The sequence below is a fragment of the Paraburkholderia sp. C35 genome (assembly GCF_003121405.1).
Taxonomy (GTDB): domain Bacteria; phylum Pseudomonadota; class Gammaproteobacteria; order Burkholderiales; family Burkholderiaceae; genus Paraburkholderia.
The window spans coordinates 1-16,971 of sequence record NZ_QBUY01000148.1; the positions used below are offsets into that span (position 1 = coordinate 1).

General features: G+C 63.1%; 14 protein-coding genes. 11 read left to right on the top strand and 3 right to left on the bottom strand.

Features of this window, described 5'->3' with window-relative positions:
• Nucleotides 1–256 precede the first annotated feature (256 nt).
• From DK391_RS40900 to DK391_RS40925, 6 genes are all read left to right on the top strand, one after another.
• On the top strand, nucleotides 257–5,365 hold the full coding sequence (locus DK391_RS40900) for a trifunctional serine/threonine-protein kinase/ATP-binding protein/sensor histidine kinase (protein ID WP_109483701.1): 5,109 nt from the start codon (nucleotides 257–259) through the stop codon (nucleotides 5,363–5,365).
• 113 nt (nucleotides 5,366–5,478) lie between these two features.
• Entirely contained in the window at nucleotides 5,479–6,141 is a 663-nt protein-coding gene (locus tag DK391_RS40905; RefSeq protein WP_109483710.1) for a response regulator, read from the top strand.
• Between the two features lie 155 nt (nucleotides 6,142–6,296).
• Nucleotides 6,297–6,674, top strand: a complete 378-nt coding sequence (locus DK391_RS40910; protein ID WP_109483702.1) for a response regulator — start codon at nucleotides 6,297–6,299, stop codon at nucleotides 6,672–6,674.
• Nucleotides 6,675–6,840: 166 nt separating this feature from the next.
• A complete protein-coding gene (locus DK391_RS40915) occupies nucleotides 6,841–7,233 on the top strand; it encodes a BON domain-containing protein (RefSeq protein ID WP_109483711.1) in 393 nt (130 codons plus the stop codon).
• Between the two features lie 118 nt (nucleotides 7,234–7,351).
• Nucleotides 7,352–7,789, top strand: coding sequence for a DUF3331 domain-containing protein (locus DK391_RS40920; RefSeq protein ID WP_109483712.1), 438 nt, complete (start codon nucleotides 7,352–7,354; stop codon nucleotides 7,787–7,789).
• 42 nt (nucleotides 7,790–7,831) lie between these two features.
• Nucleotides 7,832–9,232: an amidase family protein gene (locus DK391_RS40925; protein ID WP_109483703.1), complete on the top strand. Its 1,401-nt coding sequence runs from the start codon at nucleotides 7,832–7,834 to the stop codon at nucleotides 9,230–9,232.
• Between the two features lie 32 nt (nucleotides 9,233–9,264).
• On the opposite strand, the gene DK391_RS40930 is transcribed toward DK391_RS40925, so the two are convergent.
• Both DK391_RS40930 and DK391_RS40935 read right to left on the bottom strand, forming a co-directional pair.
• On the bottom strand, nucleotides 9,265–9,714 hold the full coding sequence (locus DK391_RS40930) for a universal stress protein (protein WP_239483095.1): 450 nt from the start codon (nucleotides 9,712–9,714) through the stop codon (nucleotides 9,265–9,267).
• Nucleotides 9,715–9,844: 130 nt separating this feature from the next.
• On the bottom strand, nucleotides 9,845–10,114 hold the full coding sequence (locus DK391_RS40935; protein WP_239483096.1) for a sigma factor: 270 nt from the start codon (nucleotides 10,112–10,114) through the stop codon (nucleotides 9,845–9,847).
• A 388-nt stretch (nucleotides 10,115–10,502) separates the two neighbouring features.
• Here DK391_RS40935 and DK391_RS40940 point away from each other — a divergent pair, with 388 nt between their 5' ends.
• The 5 genes from DK391_RS40940 (at nucleotide 10,503) to ilvD (ending at nucleotide 16,774) form a co-directional block, all read left to right on the top strand.
• Nucleotides 10,503–11,969, top strand: coding sequence for an aldehyde dehydrogenase family protein (locus DK391_RS40940; protein WP_109483706.1), 1,467 nt, complete (start codon nucleotides 10,503–10,505; stop codon nucleotides 11,967–11,969).
• Nucleotides 11,970–12,053: 84 nt separating this feature from the next.
• Nucleotides 12,054–13,031, top strand: coding sequence for an AraC family transcriptional regulator (locus DK391_RS40945; RefSeq protein WP_109483713.1), 978 nt, complete (start codon nucleotides 12,054–12,056; stop codon nucleotides 13,029–13,031).
• 131 nt (nucleotides 13,032–13,162) lie between these two features.
• Nucleotides 13,163–14,206: an alpha/beta hydrolase gene (locus tag DK391_RS40950; protein WP_109483707.1), complete on the top strand. Its 1,044-nt coding sequence runs from the start codon at nucleotides 13,163–13,165 to the stop codon at nucleotides 14,204–14,206.
• A 23-nt stretch (nucleotides 14,207–14,229) separates the two neighbouring features.
• The gene (locus DK391_RS40955) at nucleotides 14,230–14,748 is read left to right on the top strand and encodes a cytochrome P460 family protein (RefSeq protein ID WP_109483708.1); all 519 of its coding nucleotides are present in this window, start codon (nucleotides 14,230–14,232) and stop codon (nucleotides 14,746–14,748) included.
• A 166-nt stretch (nucleotides 14,749–14,914) separates the two neighbouring features.
• Nucleotides 14,915–16,774, top strand: coding sequence for a dihydroxy-acid dehydratase (ilvD, locus tag DK391_RS40960; RefSeq protein WP_109483709.1), 1,860 nt, complete (start codon nucleotides 14,915–14,917; stop codon nucleotides 16,772–16,774).
• On the opposite strand, the gene DK391_RS45115 is transcribed toward ilvD, so the two are convergent.
• Nucleotides 16,722–16,971 (bottom strand): hypothetical protein (locus DK391_RS45115; RefSeq protein WP_204117528.1); only part of this gene is annotated, 250 nt, incomplete at its 5' end. The genes ilvD and DK391_RS45115 overlap by 53 nt on opposite strands.

Genomic DNA, 16,971 nt, shown 5'->3' on the forward strand with positions numbered 1-16,971 from the left:
TTCTTTGCGGCGGCAAAGAAAAGTAGGTGCCGCCCCGCACAGGGGCAACGCATGAAGAACCACTAACAAAAAGCGGATGCCATCAAACAAAAAAGCACAAACACAAACCGCAATGTTCAGCACAAGCCCACAAAAAACCAACCATAAAAACAAAAAAAACCAAAAAACATGAGCCACCCATCACATAAAAACATACCCAGGAACCTGACAAGTTACAGTACCGTGCCCGTCACTCCACCCGCCGCGCCGACACTGCATGATCGACCTCACGAGCAGGAACTTCATTGACCTAAGCGCGGGAGCGCAAAAACTACAGCGTGCCGTAGCCACAGACGCCACATCGGTGCTGGTCGTAGGCCGCGACAACACGACCCCTGCCAGCACGGCGGCATTGCAACGCGAATACGCGCTCCGACATCACTTGCACAAGGCATGGTGCGCAGTACCACTCGACATGCAACCGCACGGCACGGGCGCCGTGCTGATCCTCGCCGATCCAGGCGGCACAGCCCTGAGCACAGAAACGCGCACCGATCAGCCATATCGCACCGACCTGAAAACATACTTCGCCCTAGCCGTGAGCCTTGCGACGGCAACCAGCGAAATGCACGCAGCAGGCGTTATCCATCGCGCGCTGACACCCGGCAGTTTCCTCGTCGATGACAATGGACGTGCCCACCTTGTGGGATTTGGCTTCGCTTCGTGCTTGCTCAACGACATGACTGCGCTGCCCGACGCCGATTTCGAATGGGGCGAAGCGAGCTTCATCTATATGGCACCCGAACTCGGTGCCCGCATGAACGTGCGGGTCGATGAGCGGGCCGACCTCTATTCGCTTGGCTGCATCCTCTATGAACTGCTGACGGGCGTCGCCCCATTCGAGAACGCAACCGATGCCGCCGCGCGCGTCCATGCGCACGCCACGCATCGCCCGCGTCCACCCGCCGATCTCGACCCACAGGTGCCACCGCAACTCTCGGCCCTGCTGATGAAGCTGCTGGAGAAAGCGCCCGGCCAACGCTACGCCAATGCCGCAAGTCTGCTCGCCGATCTGCGCCGCTGTGACGATCTCTTCGATCGCCTGGGCCATATCCCATCGTTTGCGCTCGATACGCACGCTGCACTGCAATCGTTGCAGCGCGCCGACGGCGTGTTTGGCCGCGATCAGGAAATCGATGCATTGACAGCACTCTACCGATGCGTCGCCGATAGCGGCACGGCGCGCGTCGCGTGGGTCGCGGGCGTGTCGGGCATCGGCAAGTCCACCTTGCTGCAGGAAGCCGTAGCGCGCGTCCGTCGCCACGACGCGCCGCTGCTCGCCGCGGGCAAGAGCGAAGAGGGCCGCCGCGCACGGCCCTATGCCATCCTCGTGCAGGCACTGGAACCATTGCTGCAATACGTGCTGGGCTGCGCCGACGACGAGTTCGCGCAGTGGCGCAACCGTATCCGCGAGGCCACCGGGCCGGTGGGCCGCACGCTCGCGGGCCTGCTGCCTACGCTGACCGCCGTGCTCGGTTCGCAGCCGGGCATCGGCGAAGCACCGGACCCGCAGCCCTCGCTCGAACGCGAGCGCGTGCTGCAAGGCCTGGCGCGTCTGATCGCCTGCTTCGCGACGGCGTCACGGCCACTCGTGCTGCTGCTCGACGATCTTCAGTGGGCGGATGTCGGCACGCTGCATGTACTCGAACGCCTGTTGAAGCAGCACGCGCAAACGCCGCTGCTGTTTATAGGCGCATTCAGAGGCAACGAAGTCGGCGCGGACCATCCGTTGCGTGTCGGTCCGCTCGCGCAATGGCGCGACGCGCTGCGCATCGATCTTGGACCATTGGATGAGCACGCGCTGAGCGAACTGATCGCGCTGGCGCTGCATCGGGATACTCAGGCGTTGGCCCCGCTGGCCGCCGAGATCGGCCGCAAGACCGGGCGCAATCCGTTCTTCGTGCGTCACCTGCTGCGCGTGCTGGCCGATGAAGGTGCGCTCGAATACGACCTCGAAGCGGGCGCCTGGGGCTGGCATCTCGAACGCATCATGAGCCATCGCGGTGCGGACAACGTCGTCGAACTGCTGACGCACAAGCTCGAACAGTTGCCCCTGCCGGGGCAATGCGCGTTGCGCGTGCTGGCCTGTCTTGGCGATCGCGCGTCGGATGCTGCGCTGGCGGTCGCGTCGGCATTGTCCGAGGCCGACGCTGCGCAGGGTTTGCAGGCCGCGCTCGATGCGGGCAGCGTCTATCGCGATGGCGCGGACTGGGTGTTCTGGCACGACCGCATCCGCGAAGCCGCCTATGCGTCGATACCGAACCACGAGCGCGCACCGCTGCATCTGCAGATCGCGCGCCGCATGCTCGCCGCGCGCACCGCACAGGCCGACGTGTTCACGCTGGCCGCGCAGGTCAATCTCGCGCGGCCCGCCGTCACGGACGTCGACGAGCGGCTCGCGTTCGCACGGCTCAATCTCGATGCGGGACGTCAGGCGAAAGCGGCCACCGCGCACCATTCGGCACTCGGCCTGTTCCGCGCGGCACTCGATTTTCTCGGCGACGACGACGCGACAGAAGACGGCCTCACGGCCCGCATGCTGTGCGGCGAGGCCGAGTTCATGACGGGTGCGCTCGAACCTGCCGAGGCGCGTCTGTCGGCCCTTGAAGCCGTGGCGGGCGACGATATCTTCGGCGCGGATCTCGCGCGTCTGCGCGCGGCGCTCTATACAACACTCGGCCGCTATGACCTCGCGCTGGAGGTGGGACTCGCGTTTCTGCGCAAGGCGGGCATCGACGTGCCGTTGCATCCCAGCGCCGCCGATGTCGACCGGGAATACGCGCGCTTGCGCGGCTGGCTCGACGAGCACGGCATTGAAGCCCTGCGCGGCTTGCCGATCGTCGCCGATCCGTTGCGGCGTGCGATCACCGACATCTTCGTCGACCTGATTCCGCCCGCGCTCTACACGGACCAGGATCTCGTCGATCTGATGCTGCTGCGCGCCGTGAATCTCGGCATCGAGCATGGTCACTCGGATGCGTCCGCCAACGTGTACACGTGCATGCACCAGATCTTCGCCGCGCGTTACGGCGACCACGGCGCCGCGCTGCCGTTCGGCGAACTCGCGCTGCATCTGGTCGACGAACGCGGGCTGGCGCGTTATCGGGCGCGTGTCTATATGGTGTTCGGCACCTTCGTCGTGCCGTGGTCGCTGCCTGCGCGACGCGGCCGCGACTATATCCGTCGAGCGTTCGATTTTGCGGTGGAGAGCGGCGACCACACGTTCGCGATGTATTGCCCGAGCAACCAGGTCACGGGCATGCTGTTCGCGGGCGAGTTCCTCGGCGACGTCCGCGCGACGGTAACGCGAGGTCTCGCGCTGGTGCGCGACGCCAACTTCCGGCTGGTCATCAACTCTTTTCTGGCCAAGAGGGCATTCGTGACGGCGCTGCAGGACGGCGTGCCGGACCCGCTCGAAGAGCCGCCGCCCGTTCCCGTCGAAGGCGCGCCTGTCACGCTGGTGGATCTCGCCTACTGGGGGTACCGGATGCAGCGCGCGCTGCTGTTCGGCGATCTCGCCGATGCCGTCGAATCGCGACGTCGCGCCGATGCCTGTTCGAACTTCGCGCGTTCGTTCGCGGAGCGCGCCGAGTTGCCGTACTACGGCGCGCTGACCTTGCTTGCGTTGCCCGCGCGCGATGCCGGACAGCAAGCGGCGTTGCGGCGGCACATGGAGCAGCTCGACGAATGGGCCAGCGCATGCCCGATGAACTTCGTCGCGCGGCGCGAACTGGTGCGCGCCGAATACGCGCGCGTGGCGGGGGTACCGCATGAAGCGAGCGAGGCCTACGCGAAGGCCGTCTCGCACGCGCGCCGCCATGGCTTCACGCAGGTCGAAGCCTACGCCGCCGAACTGGCGGCGCGCTTTCATGCCGCGCGCGGAGAAGAGGTGCCGGCGCAGGCGTATTTGAATCACGCACGCGGCGCGTGGCAGCGTTGGGGTGCGACGGCCAAGGTGCGTCAACTGCAGGCCGACTATCCGGATAGCTTCGGCACCGACAGCGGTGCACCGGGCGCGAGCCGTCTTCAGGAACTCGACGTGCAGGCCGTGCTGCGCATTTCCAATGCGCTCGCCAGCAACATCGTGCCCGCGCGTCTGGTCGAAACGCTGTTGCGCACGGCACTCGAAAGCGCGGGTGCCGATCAGGGCGCGCTCGTGCTGTTGCAGCGTGGCGTGTGGCGCGTGCCCGCGCGTGCGCATGTGCTCGGCGGCGCGATCGTCGTGTCGCATGAGGCCGCTGTGTTTTCGTCGGATACCTTGCCCGTTTCGATCGTGCATGCCGTCGCGCGTACGCAGGAAAAGCTCGTGCTCGACGATGTCTGCGATTCGCCTGCCTATGCGCAGGACGGCTACGTGCGTCGTCAACGTCCGCGCTCAGTGTTGTGCGTGCCGCTGATGCGTTACGCGATGCTCGTCGGCGTGCTCTATCTGGAGAACAATCTCGCGGCGAATGTGTTCACATCGGCGAAAGCGGCGCTGCTCGAAGTCGTCGCGTCGCAGGCAGCGTTTGCGCTCGAAAACGCGCGTCTTTACGAAGAACTGTTTGAACAGAACCGGCAGCGCGCGAAAGCCGAAGACCAGTTGCGCAACGCGCTAGGCGACCTGGAGCGTGCCAGCCGTCTGAAGGCGATGGGCGAACTGGTGGCGTCGATCGTGCATGAAGTCGGACAGCCGCTTGCCGCCGTCGATACCTCGGCGAGCGCCGCATTGCGCTGGCTGAATCGCGAGCCGCCCGAAATCGGCGAAGCGCGCGACATGCTCACGCATATCAGCCTGAGCGCGACGCGGGCGCGCGCGATCATCCACGGGCTGCGCGCGAAAGCACGGAGAGCCGAGCCGCAATTCGCGACGCTCGATCTGAACGAGGCGCTGCGTGAAGCGGCGGCGCTCGTCGCAGGGCAACTCGAAGCGATGCAGATCACACTCGAACTGCGCGGCCTCGACTGTGCGGTGCAGGTGCGGGGCGACCGCATCCAGTTGCAGCAGGTCGCGATCAATCTGCTGACGAACGGCGCCGAAGCGATGGTGTCGCTCGCGCACGACGAGCGCAAGCTGAGGCTGATCTGCACGGCAGATGAGGGCGCGCCGGTTTGTGTTTCGGTGGAAGACAAGGGCAGTGGTATCGATCCGCAGATTGCGGAGCGCCTGCTCGAGCCGCTGTTTACCACCAAGGAGAACGGCATGGGCATGGGCCTCGCCATCTGCAATTCGATTGTCGAAGCCCACGGCGGCACGTTAACCCTTTCGCCGCGCGACGTGCAAGGCACGCGCGCGACCTTCACTTTGCCGCGTCTCGGGAGTGCGTCACCGCATACGATCGTATGATTGCCGCGCGCATGCAGATGCGCGTCGTGGATTGTTGTGTACGCATTTGTTACCATGGTCGGCCGCTCCAGTACAGCGGCCATCCGCGTCATAAGAAACAGCACAAAGCAACGATGTCGAGATCAACGCCCGCCCAGACAGCTTCCTCTCAAACCGATGCGCGCCTCGTTCATATCGTCGACGACGATGAACTCGTGCGCGGTGCGCTCTCGGGACTATTGCGTTCGATCGGTCTCGATGTGCGAGCGTACCCGTCGACGGAAGCATTCCTCGCCGCCGACAAGCCGTCCATTCCTTCCTGTCTCGTGCTCGACGTGCGGCTGCGCGGGCAGAGCGGACTGGCCTTGCAGCAGACCTTGAGCGAAGAGGGGCGCCTGCATATGCCCATTATCTTCATGACGGGTTATGGCGACATCGCCATGTCCGTGCAGGCGATGAAAGCCGGCGCGATGGATTTCCTCGCCAAGCCGTTCCGCGACCAGGACATGATTGACGCCGTGATCGCCGCGCTGGAGCGCGACGCGCGGCGTCTCGAATCGGATCGTTCGCTGCACACCATGCGTACCGCGTGGGATTCGCTCACGCCGCGCGAGCGTGAAGTGCTGCAACACGTCGCAACGGGTTTGCTGAACAAGCAGATCGCCGCGAACATGGGTATCGCCGAGATCACGGCCAAGATTCATCGCGGCCAGGCAATGCGCAAGATGAACGCGCGCTCCGTCGCCGAACTGATGCGCAAGATGGAAGCGCTCGGCATCGTCCAGACGCCGCGCTAGTCACGCGCCGCAAGGCGGTGACGGCGGTAAGCGGGAGTAATCGGGGCCATATACGATCATATGATGGTGAGCGCGTAGGGCGCGCTCTATGCTGAATCTGCCGGGCAAGTTTGGGATCCGCTCATTCGCTTGCCGGGCCATCAGTGAGAGTGTCCTTGTCACAGCACAATAACGGGCTAATAGCCATCGTCGACGACGATCCCCTCGTGCGCGCCGCGACCAGCAGTCTGGTGCGCTCATTCGGATGGGAAGCGCGGGCTTTCGCATCCGGCGCAGAACTGCTTGCCTCAGACGCGCTCGCGCGCACGCGTTGCCTAGTCTGCGACGTGCAGATGCCCGGCATGGACGGCATCGAACTGCTCGACACGCTCGGGCACCAAGGCATTCACATTCCCACCATCTTCATCACCGCGTTCGCCACGGCCCGCATGCGCGAACGCGTGGGCGCGGGCGCGGCGCTCTGCATGATCGAAAAGCCGATCGATGCGGGCGAACTGGAGACATGGATCGGCCGCGCGCTCGGACAGGAATAACGCCGATGCAGCGGCATCGCGGTGCAAGGCAACTGTCATCCCGATACATTTGGATACGTCGAGGAAAAACAGACGATACATTCAGCGCTTCTAATCCTTGGCAGGCGTCGATGCGACGACATCGGGCAGCCTGCAGTTCCATTTAGACAACGACAAGGACAAGACAATGAAGCTTCGCCAACTCATGATCAACAGCGGCCTCGCAGCCGTTGTCGCTTTCTCCGGCATGCAGGCGTTCGCCGCCGATACGGTTGCATCTGCAACGGATGCAGCGGCCGCAACCGCCGCAACCGCCACGCAAGCCCCCACGACGAAGAAGTCGATCCGCGCCGCCAATCGCGCATTCTCGAAGACGGTGCAAAAGACGCTCTCGAAGACCAAGGGTCTGGAAGACACGTCGATCACCGCATTCGGCAATGCGAAGACGGGCCAGGTGACGCTGGCAGGGCAGGTGTCGAGCGAAGATCAGGACCGCCTTGCCGTCGATACGGCGAAGCAGGTGCACGGCGTGACGGCAGTCGCCAGCAAGCTGACGCTGCGCCAGCAAGGCGGCGGCTGATCGCGGGATGGCGATGATGGCGGGCGGCCGTGCGGACATGGGTCCGTGAAAGCCGCTGCCATCGCCGGAATAGGGGCGTTTTCAATTCATGGCCGCGACAGTGACGGGAGAAGAGTCGATGAGCGCGCTATACAAAGACAATGTTGTGATTCGCACGTTGCTGAATGTGCTGGATCCGTCCGCAGAACAGCGCGACGCGTGCACGACCAGCCGTTATGCAGCGCTGAAGAAGCTGCGTATCAGCTTGCCGTCGCCCGCCGCCGATCTGCCCGTCGACGTGCCGCCGCGGCCCGCGCATATCGTGGTCGAGGAACGGCTGTCGTCTTGCACGATCAGCGTCTCCTGGAGCGATCCGTGCACGGGCCGTTACACTGAACAGATCTGGCGCAGCGGACTCGCGCGCGATGCCGCCGTGTGTGCGCTGACAGGTCGCGCGATCAGCCGTGGCGATGCAGTGTTCCGCCCGCGCGCGCATGATTTCCACGTGCCGTCCAACCGGCACCAGATGATTCTCGCCGCAACGCTCGACGCGCACGCCGGGCTGTCCGCTGCGTGAGCCATGTCGTTGTGACGGGTCTGTATTTCTATCGAGGACACCATGAGTGAACTATGGCGTTTGTCCGCGGCCGAGCTTGCAAAGCGGGTTCGCAGCCGTGAAGTCTCTGCACGCGAAGCGGCGCAGTCCGCGCTCGAACGGCTCGATGCCGTGAATCCCGTCATCAACGCCATCGTTGCGCACAAGCCGGAATGGGTGTTGCAGCAGGCGGACGAGATCGACCGCGTGATCGCGCGCGGCGACGATCCGGGGCCGCTCGCGGGCGTGCCCGTCACGGTGAAGATCAACGTGGACCAGGCGGGCTTTGCGACCACTAACGGCACGCGTTTGCAGGAAAACCTGATCGCCGAAGCCAGCAGTCCCGCCGTCGACAATCTCTCGAAGGCGGGCGCGGTGCTGCTCGGCCGCACCAACTCGCCCACCTTCGCACTGCGCTGGTTCACATCGAATCAGGTGCACGGCCGCACCTTGAATCCGCGCGATGCGTCGCTCACGCCGGGTGGATCGTCGGGCGGCGCGGCGGCGGCCGTCACGGCGGGCATCGGGCACATCGCGCTGGGCACCGATATCGGCGGATCGGTCCGCTATCCCGCCTATGCGTGCGGCGTGCACGGACTCAGGCCAAGCCTCGGGCGCGTGCCGGCATTCAACGCGTCGTCGCCGGAACGCGCGATCGGCGCGCAACTGATGTCGGCTGCGGGGCCGATTGCGCGCACCATCGAAGATCTGCGGCTCGGCTTGCACGCGCTGGCCGCACCGGACCTGCGCGATCCCTGGTATGTGCCGATGCCGCTGGAAGGGCGCGCGGTGCCGTTGCGCGCAGCGCTCTGCCTGCGCCCTGGCGGACTCGAGATCGCGAAGGAAGTCGAGGATGCATTGCGCGACGCGGCCCGCCGTCTGGCCGACGCGGGCTGGCACGTCGAAGAAATCGACGATGTGCCGTCGATCCGCGAAGCCGGGCAGTTGCAGGAACGTCTGTGGCTCGGTGACGGTTTCGATGCGCTTGCCGATTCCGTCGCGCGCGACGGCGATCCCGGCGCGGCTGCCGTGGTCGCGGCGGCGCGCCTGAAGGTGCGCGATCTACCCGCCGATGTGATCAGCCGTTCGTTGGTGCGACGCACGACGCTGGTGCGTCAGTGGCGTCTGTTCCTCGATCAGTATGCTGTCGTGCTGATGCCGGTATCGGGCGAATTGCCTTTCCCTGACGATCTCGATCAGCGCGGCGCAGAAGGCTTCGATCGCGTGTGGGAAGCGCAGTTGACCATGCGCGCGTTGCCCGCAATGGGCCTGCCGGGTCTCGCTGTCACGACGCAACTGGTGAACGGCGTGCCCGTCGGCGTGCAGATCGTCGCCGCGCATTATCGCGAGGATCTGTGCCTGCTCGCAGGCGAAGCAATCGAAGCGCGCGGCGTACCGCCTGCGCCCGTCGATCCTGTCGTGTGAACGTGCGGGACGGCTTCCGTTCGCGTGACGCATCACGCGAGCGGTGCCGTGACCGCGACGATAGCCGAGCCACGCAAGCGCTCGGCGAGATCGAGATGAACGGGGCGTTCGCCCCACCAGCGCCCGATTCCTTTTTGCACGCGATGGCCGATCACGACGATATCGGCATGGAAGGCCGCGACGTGCAAGGAAATCACATCGGCGGGGCGGCCGTACTTCAGATGTCCATATGCAGTGACGCCCAGACTTGCCAGATGTCCGACCGCGGCATCGAGCGCATGGCGTGCGAGTTGTTCCATGCTGGTGCAAGCGATGTCCGACAGCAGCCCTGCACAGATCGCATTTGCGCCGACGGAATCGACGACGGACACCACATCGACCTGCGCGGACAAGGCTAACGACAATTGCGAGCAGCGATTCAATGCGGCTTGAGCTTCGGCTGTTCCGTCATAGACGAGCAGCATTCTTGAGAAAGATGACATGTTCTCTCGATACCGTAACGAAGCACGAATGAACTCGTACTCCGATTGAAAGTGAAGTGCCATGGTGTTGAATGTCCCGTGCACTTCTCAACAACGCTTCACTATGCGGATCTATTCCGCGCGCATTCGTTTAGCGCCACTGATGTGAGTATTGGGGGAGTTGCTTCGCTGCATTGCGCTGTCTTGCGTGTGCCGGCTGCTGCCTGCGCCAGAGTGAATAGATGATCGAGTACATCTGATCGAGGTGTGACGCATCGCGCGGTAAGGCAGGGGTGTCGTCGAGTGCGCGCACGCAGGCCCGATGAACCAGTTCTTCCGCTTCATATTCGCTTTCGGTCAGGCGTAAGGCGAAAGACCAGAGTTGGGGAAGCATGTCGGGAAGAACGAGTGGAAGATCCATGCACTGCATTGCTATCGCTAAGCGGATTAACTGAAGAGAACTGCAAACTCTATCGCTTGAGCGTGCCGGACAGCTTGTCTGTCAAGCGCATTTGGCTTGTCTGCAACGCGCATTCGCGTGCTGTCAGCGAGCTATCAATTTCTTTGCAACGTTTTGTATCCACCATTGCAGCGGATACATTCCGACATATTCACGCGCGATATCCAGGCTATAACCAGAATGAGGTCATAAAGCGCGTCCTGGACAAGCAATCGAATGGTGCTGGACAATTTCCGGAGGAGTGAGATCACTACACTGAAAGCTCGCGGTTTTGACGATGCTGTGCACAGCTTGCAACGTGCTGTCATCGGAACCTTTTCACTGTATGAGATCTTTAACCGGAAAGAACATGAGTGAGTACATAGCAGCACTATCGTCGAATGTCCGCAGTCGGTTTTTTATCGACGGCGAATGGGTGCAGAGTCATTCCGATGCGCGTCACGTGCTGATTTCTCCCGCTACGGAAGAGCCGTTCATGTCGGTGCCGCTCGCGGATTCCGTCGATGTCGAACGTGCGGTCGCTGCGGCTCGCCGTGCATTCGATAGCGGTCCGTGGCCAAAGATGTCGGGCGCCGAGCGCAGCGTGTATCTGAAGCGTTTGACGGAAGAAATCCGCCAGCGCTTGCCGCTGCTCGCGCAATTGTGGACGGAGCAGGTCGGCGCGCCGATTACGTTCGCTAACGGCCTGCTGCCTGCAGGCATCACGCGTTTCGAGTTCTTTGCATCGCTGGCCGAAAGCTACGAATTCGAGGACAGGCGTCCGACGCGGCGCGGCCACGCGCGCGTGCGCCGCGAACCTGTCGGCGTCGCTGCATTGATTGCGCCGTGGAATGCAACCTTCCCGATCGTGTCGCACAAGATCGCTGCGGCACTAGCAGCGGGCTGCACGGTGGTCGTCAAGTCGCCGCTGGAAAGTCCGCTGGATGCGCTGATCATCGCCGAATGCGCAGCGGCCGCGGGCCTTCCGCCCGGTGCGCTGAACGTCATCACAGCGGGCCGCGACGAAGGCGCGCAACTGGTGCAATCGCGCGATGTCGACAAGATCAGCTTCACGGGCAGCGTGGCGACGGGGCAATGGATCGCGCGCACGGCAGCCGAACGGCTCGCGCGTGTCACGCTGGAACTTGGCGGCAAGTCCGCAGCAGTACTGCTCGACGATGTCGATCTGCCTTCGGCGCTGGCCGCGTTGACACCGTTCACGATGCCGTTTTCCGGGCAAATCTGTTTCGCGCAGACCCGCATTCTGGTGCCGAAAGCGCGGCACGACGAAGTGGTGGACGCGTACGCGGCGATCATCGCGAAGCTGAAAGTGGGTGATCCGCATGACGCGGACACGCGTATCGGCCCGCTGCTGAACGCGGTGCAGCGCGATCGCGTGCGCGGCTACATCGAGCGTGGCATGGAAGAAGGCGCGCGTCTCGTGCTCGGCGGTACGGGCAACGGTGGCTTCAAAAAGGGCTATTTTGTCGAGCCGACCGTTTTCAGTCAGGTGAGCTCGCCTATGACGATTGCGCAGCAGGAGATCTTCGGCGCGGTCGTGTCGATTCTTCCCTACGACGGCATCGACGACGCCGTGCGCATCGCCAACGACACGCCGTATGGCCTGAGCGGTTCCGTCTATGGGCGCGACGTCGAGCAGGCGTATGCGCTCGCGAGCCGGATGCGCGCGGGTCACATCGGGATCAATGGCGTCGAACTGGCGGCCAATGTGCCGTTCGGCGGTTTCAAGCTATCAGGAGTGGGCCGCGAAGGCGGCCGCGAGGGGCTGGAGGCATTCCTCGAAACCAGGGCAGTACTGATGCCGGCGGCGGCGTAGCAGGCTGACAGGCGCGGAGTGCCGTTGCGCACATTCGCGTCGCGGACCTGCCGTGACCGTCCGTTTGATTCATGGGACGTTTTGATGCACTTCGACACGCACGAGATCACTTTCGATACCGGTCTGAGCGCAGGCGAGCGATGGTCGCACATCATGCTCAACAGTCACGGGTTGCGTTGCGCGTTCGATCCGCGCCAGTCGCTCGATTCGAGCGTCAGAAGCTGGCGGCTCTGTGAAGTGGGCGTGTCGCTTGCCGACCTCGCGATGCAGACGCTATCGCCCGTCGGTGAAGAATTGCCGTCGTGGCAGGGCGGCTGGCTGTTCGTGAAACTGGTCACGGCCGGACATGTGCACGTACGATGGCGCGACGGCATGCAACGTTTCGACGCGGGCAGCATGTTCATCATCGACCCTGTCTATCCGTTTGCCGAAGTGTTCCCGGAGCGCGCGCAACTGACGGTGCTGCGTGTGCCGAAAGAACGTCTGCGTGAGCGCGGCGTGCAGCGGCCGGGTGCGGCGCTGCTGGTGGGCGATGCGCGCTCGCCCGATGTACGCGCGACCTGCGATCTCATTCAGTGCATCACGCAGCAATCCACGGCGCCGAGTGCGATTGCGCAGCATATGATGGGCGATCAATTGCTGGAGCTGATCCAGTTCTCGATGATCGAACCCGGCGCGCAATCGAGACGACGCTGTCCCGAAGCGTTGATTCATCAGGCGAAGCGTTACATCGACAGCCATCTCGGCGAAGCGGGCCTCGATGTCGCCGCGATTGCTTCCGGTGTGCATGTTTCTCCGCAGCATCTGCAGCGGCTGTTTCGTGTGAAGGGCACATCGCTGATGCGCTACGTGTGGCAGGCGCGGCTCGAACGCGCGGCGCTGCTGCTGCAAACAGGCGGCGCGCACGACCACGCGATTCAGGACATTGCGTGGCAGTGTGGCTTTGCCACGGCGGCGCATTTCAGCCGGCTGTTCAGGCGGCAGTATGGAATGTCGCCATCGGATTTCCGCTATGCGGTCCATTTGTATCGCAATGTATCTGCGCCGCCGTCTGATACATAACGACGCATTGGGGCACTTTGCGGACACACCGCAGATACGTCCGGCATGTTTAATACCTCCATCAACAGGCTGCGCATTCGGCACGGGCGCGCAGATGTCTTCACAGCAACTGTTACCTGAGGAAAAGAAACATGTCGGATCAGATCAATACTCGGCGCCGTCGTCTGCTCGGGACGACCGTTGCGGGCATCGGCCTGCTGGAACTGGGCCTGAGCAGCCTGGCCAATGCGCAAACCAGCACGCAGACCAGCGCGACGAAAACGGGCGGCCGCGTCGCTTCGTTCGATACGATCAGGCAGATCAACGCGGGCACGCTGAACATCGGCTATGCCGAAGCAGGTCCGCAAAACGGTCCCGCCGTGATCCTGCTGCATGGCTGGCCGTACGACATCTACAGCTTCGCCGAAGTCGCGCCGCTGCTCGCCGCAGCGGGTTATCGCGTGATCATGCCGTATCTGCGCGGCTACGGCAGCACGCGTTTCCTCTCGGCGGACACGCCGCGTAACGGCCAGCAGTCGGTGATCGCCGTCGACATCATCGCGCTGATGGATGCGCTGAAAATCGACAAGGCGATTCTGGGCGGCTTCGACTGGGGTGCGCGCACGGTGGACATCATCGCCGCGTTGTGGCCGGAGCGGGTCAAGGCACTGGTGTCGGTGAGCGGCTATCTGATCGGCAGCCAGCAGGCGAACCGCGCGCCGCTGCCGCCGAAGGCCGAATTTGCCTGGTGGTATCAGTTCTACTTCGCGACCGAGCGCGGCTATGCCGGCTACGATGCGAACCGTCACGACTTCAACAAGCTGATCTGGCAACTGGCGTCGCCGAAGTGGAATTTCGACGACGCCACCTTCGATCGCACGGCGGAATCGTTCGCCAATCCGGCCCACGTTGCCATCGTGATCGACAACTATCGCTGGCGTTTGGGCCTGTCGCGCGGCGAAGCGAAGTACGATGATCTGGAGAAGCGCCTCGCCGCAGCGCCCGCGATTTCGGTACCGACCATCACGATGGAAGGCGACGCGAACGGTGCGCCGCATCCCGACCCGTCTGCGTACGCGAAGAAGTTCACGGGCAAGTATGCGCACCGGAACATCGGCGGCGGCGTGGGGCACAACCTGCCGCAGGAAGCGCCGAAGGCGTTCGCCGATGCGATCATCGACGTCGCGCGTTTCTGATCCGGCGACGAAGGAGTCTTCCAGTGCGACCTTTCAGAACCGCATCTGCCGTCCTTAGCGCGGCGCTGCTGCTCGCCGCCGTATCGGCGGATCAGGCGATTGCCGAATCTGCCACCTCGGCCAAACCGGCCTCGCCGATTTACGGCGTGACGATTCCCGACGGCTACCGCAAGTGGCAGATGATCGCCCCGGCGGAAGAGGGCGCGCCGCTCGACGAGCTGCGCGTGGTGCTCGGCAATCCCGCCGCGATCAAGGCGATCGAAAGCTCGACGCAGCCGTACCCGGACGGCACGATCCTCGTGAAGCTCGCGTACAAGCGCAAGCAGTCGCCCGATTTCGAATCGGCGACGGTGCCGGGCCAGCCGACCACGGTGCAGGTGATGGTGAAGGATTCGAAGCGCTATGCGTCGACGGGCGGCTGGGGCTTCGGTCGTTTCATCAACGGCCAGCCCGCCGATCTCGCGCAGCATCAGACCTGCTTTGCCTGTCATTCGGCGCGGGTAAAGGACCGCGACTACGTCTTTACGCGCTACGCGCCTTGAGGCAGGGCTGGTTTTCCACGTTTTGGGATTCCCACGCGCCCAAAGGCGCTGTGGGATAATCGCGGTTTGCCCAGGGCGCGACTCACGAGGTTGTTCGCACGGGCGCAAGAAGGGCCAATATTCCCGCGGCCCGCTTTCTCTCTGCGATATTTCACCCACAACCACGATGCCCGCATACCGTTCCAAAACCTCCACCGCCGGCCGCAACATGGCAGGTGCGCGCTCGCTGTGGCGCGCCACCGGCATGAAAGACGAAGACTTTTCGAAGCCGATCATCGCGGTGGTCAATTCGTTCACGCAGTTCGTTCCCGGACACGTGCACCTGAAAGACCTCGGCCAACTCGTCGCGCGTGAAATCGAAGCGGCGGGCGGCGTCGCCAAAGAATTCAACACCATCGCCGTCGACGACGGCATTGCGATGGGCCACGACGGCATGCTTTATTCACTGCCGAGCCGCGACATCATCGCGGATTCGGTCGAATACATGGTCAACGCGCACTGCGCCGATGCGATGGTGTGCATCTCGAACTGCGACAAGATCACGCCGGGCATGCTGATGGCCGCGATGCGCCTGAACATCCCTGTGATCTTCGTGTCGGGCGGCCCGATGGAAGCGGGCAAGACGCGCCTGGCGAATCCGAAGACGGGCACGATCGAGTTCAAGAAGCTCGACCTCGTGGACGCGATGGTGATCGCCGCCGATCAATCGTACTCGGACGCCGACGTCGCCGAAGTGGAACGCTCGGCATGCCCGACCTGCGGTTCGTGCTCGGGCATGTTCACGGCCAACTCGATGAACTGTCTGACGGAAGCGTTGGGCCTGTCGCTGCCGGGCAACGGCACGGTGGTCGCGACGCACGCCGACCGCGAGCAACTGTTCAAGCGCGCGGGCAACCGCATCGTCGAACTGGCGCGCCAGTATTACGAGCAGGAAGACGAGCGCGTGCTGCCGCGTTCCGTCGGCTTCAAGGCCTTCGAAAACGCGATGACGCTGGACATCGCGATGGGTGGCTCGACCAACACGATCCTGCACTTGCTCGCTATCGCGCGTGAAGCGGAAATCGACTTCACGATGAAGGACATCGACCGTATGTCGCGCATCGTGCCGCAGCTGTGCAAGGTGGCGCCGAACACGAACAAGTACCACATCGAAGACGTGCATCGCGCGGGCGGCATCATGGCCATCCTGGGCGAACTCGATCGTGCCGGCAAGCTGCATACGGATGTGCCGACGGTGCACGCGCCTTCCATGAAGGAAGCGCTCAACGCCTGGGACATCGTGCGTACCGACGACGAAGCCGTGAAGACGTTCTACATGGCAGGTCCTGCTGGCGTCCCCACGCAAGTCGCGTTCAGCCAGAACACGCGCTGGCCGAGCCTCGATCTCGATCGCGCGGAAGGTTGCATCCGTTCGTATGAACATGCTTTCTCGAAGGAAGGCGGTCTTGCCGTGCTGACGGGCAATATTGCGCTGGACGGTTGCGTGGTGAAGACGGCGGGTGTCGACGAGAGCATTCTGGTGTTCGAAGGCACGGCGCACGTTACCGAGTCGCAGGATGAAGCGGTTGAGAACATCCTGAACGACAAGGTCAAGGCAGGCGATGTCGTGATCGTGCGTTATGAAGGGCCCAAGGGTGGGCCTGGGATGCAGGAGATGCTGTATCCGACGAGCTATATCAAGTCGAAGGGACTTGGCAAGGCTTGCGCGCTGCTGACGGATGGGCGTTTTTCGGGTGGCACATCGGGCTTGTCGATCGGGCATTGCTCGCCGGAAGCTGCGGCGGGTGGCGCGATTGGGCTTGTGCGTGATGGCGACAAGATCCGTATCGACATTCCGAATCGCACGATCGATGTGTTGTTGTCGGATGACGAACTCGCTCGTCGGCGTGAAGAGCAGAATGCCAAGGGGTGGAAGCCGGTTAATCCGCGTCCGCGGAAGGTTTCAGCTGCGCTGAAGGCTTATGCGAAGCTTGTTATGTCGGCGGATAAAGGTGCTGTTCGGGATTTGTCTTTGCTGGATGATTAAGGTTTAGGTTTTTTTGTTTTTTTGTTTTTTGTTTTTTGCCGAAGGCTGCTCTTTTGGGGGTGGCCTTTTTTTTGTTTGTAGTGGTGGTTGGTGGTCTTTTATGGTGGTGGCGTCCGCGTGTTGTTAGTGGTCTGCTAGTGTTGCCCCTGTGCGGGGCGGCACCTACTTTTCTTTGCCGCGGCAAAGAAAAGTAGGCA

Bases quoted from the DNA above. Each gene is read 5' to 3' on its own strand.
- DK391_RS40900 (WP_109483701.1), top strand. From the start codon at position 257: ATGATCGACCTCACGAGCAGGAACTTCATTGACCTAAGCGCGGGAGCG.
- DK391_RS40905 (WP_109483710.1), top strand. From the start codon at position 5,479: ATGTCGAGATCAACGCCCGCCCAGACAGCTTCCTCTCAAACCGATGCG.
- DK391_RS40915 (WP_109483711.1), top strand. From the start codon at position 6,841: ATGAAGCTTCGCCAACTCATGATCAACAGCGGCCTCGCAGCCGTTGTC.
- DK391_RS40920 (WP_109483712.1), top strand. From the start codon at position 7,352: ATGAGCGCGCTATACAAAGACAATGTTGTGATTCGCACGTTGCTGAAT.
- DK391_RS40925 (WP_109483703.1), top strand. From the start codon at position 7,832: ATGAGTGAACTATGGCGTTTGTCCGCGGCCGAGCTTGCAAAGCGGGTT.
- DK391_RS40930 (WP_239483095.1), bottom strand. From the start codon at position 9,714: ATGTCATCTTTCTCAAGAATGCTGCTCGTCTATGACGGAACAGCCGAA.
- DK391_RS40935 (WP_239483096.1), bottom strand. From the start codon at position 10,114: ATGGATCTTCCACTCGTTCTTCCCGACATGCTTCCCCAACTCTGGTCT.
- DK391_RS40940 (WP_109483706.1), top strand. From the start codon at position 10,503: ATGAGTGAGTACATAGCAGCACTATCGTCGAATGTCCGCAGTCGGTTT.
- DK391_RS40945 (WP_109483713.1), top strand. From the start codon at position 12,054: ATGCACTTCGACACGCACGAGATCACTTTCGATACCGGTCTGAGCGCA.
- DK391_RS40950 (WP_109483707.1), top strand. From the start codon at position 13,163: ATGTCGGATCAGATCAATACTCGGCGCCGTCGTCTGCTCGGGACGACC.
- ilvD (WP_109483709.1), top strand. From the start codon at position 14,915: ATGCCCGCATACCGTTCCAAAACCTCCACCGCCGGCCGCAACATGGCA.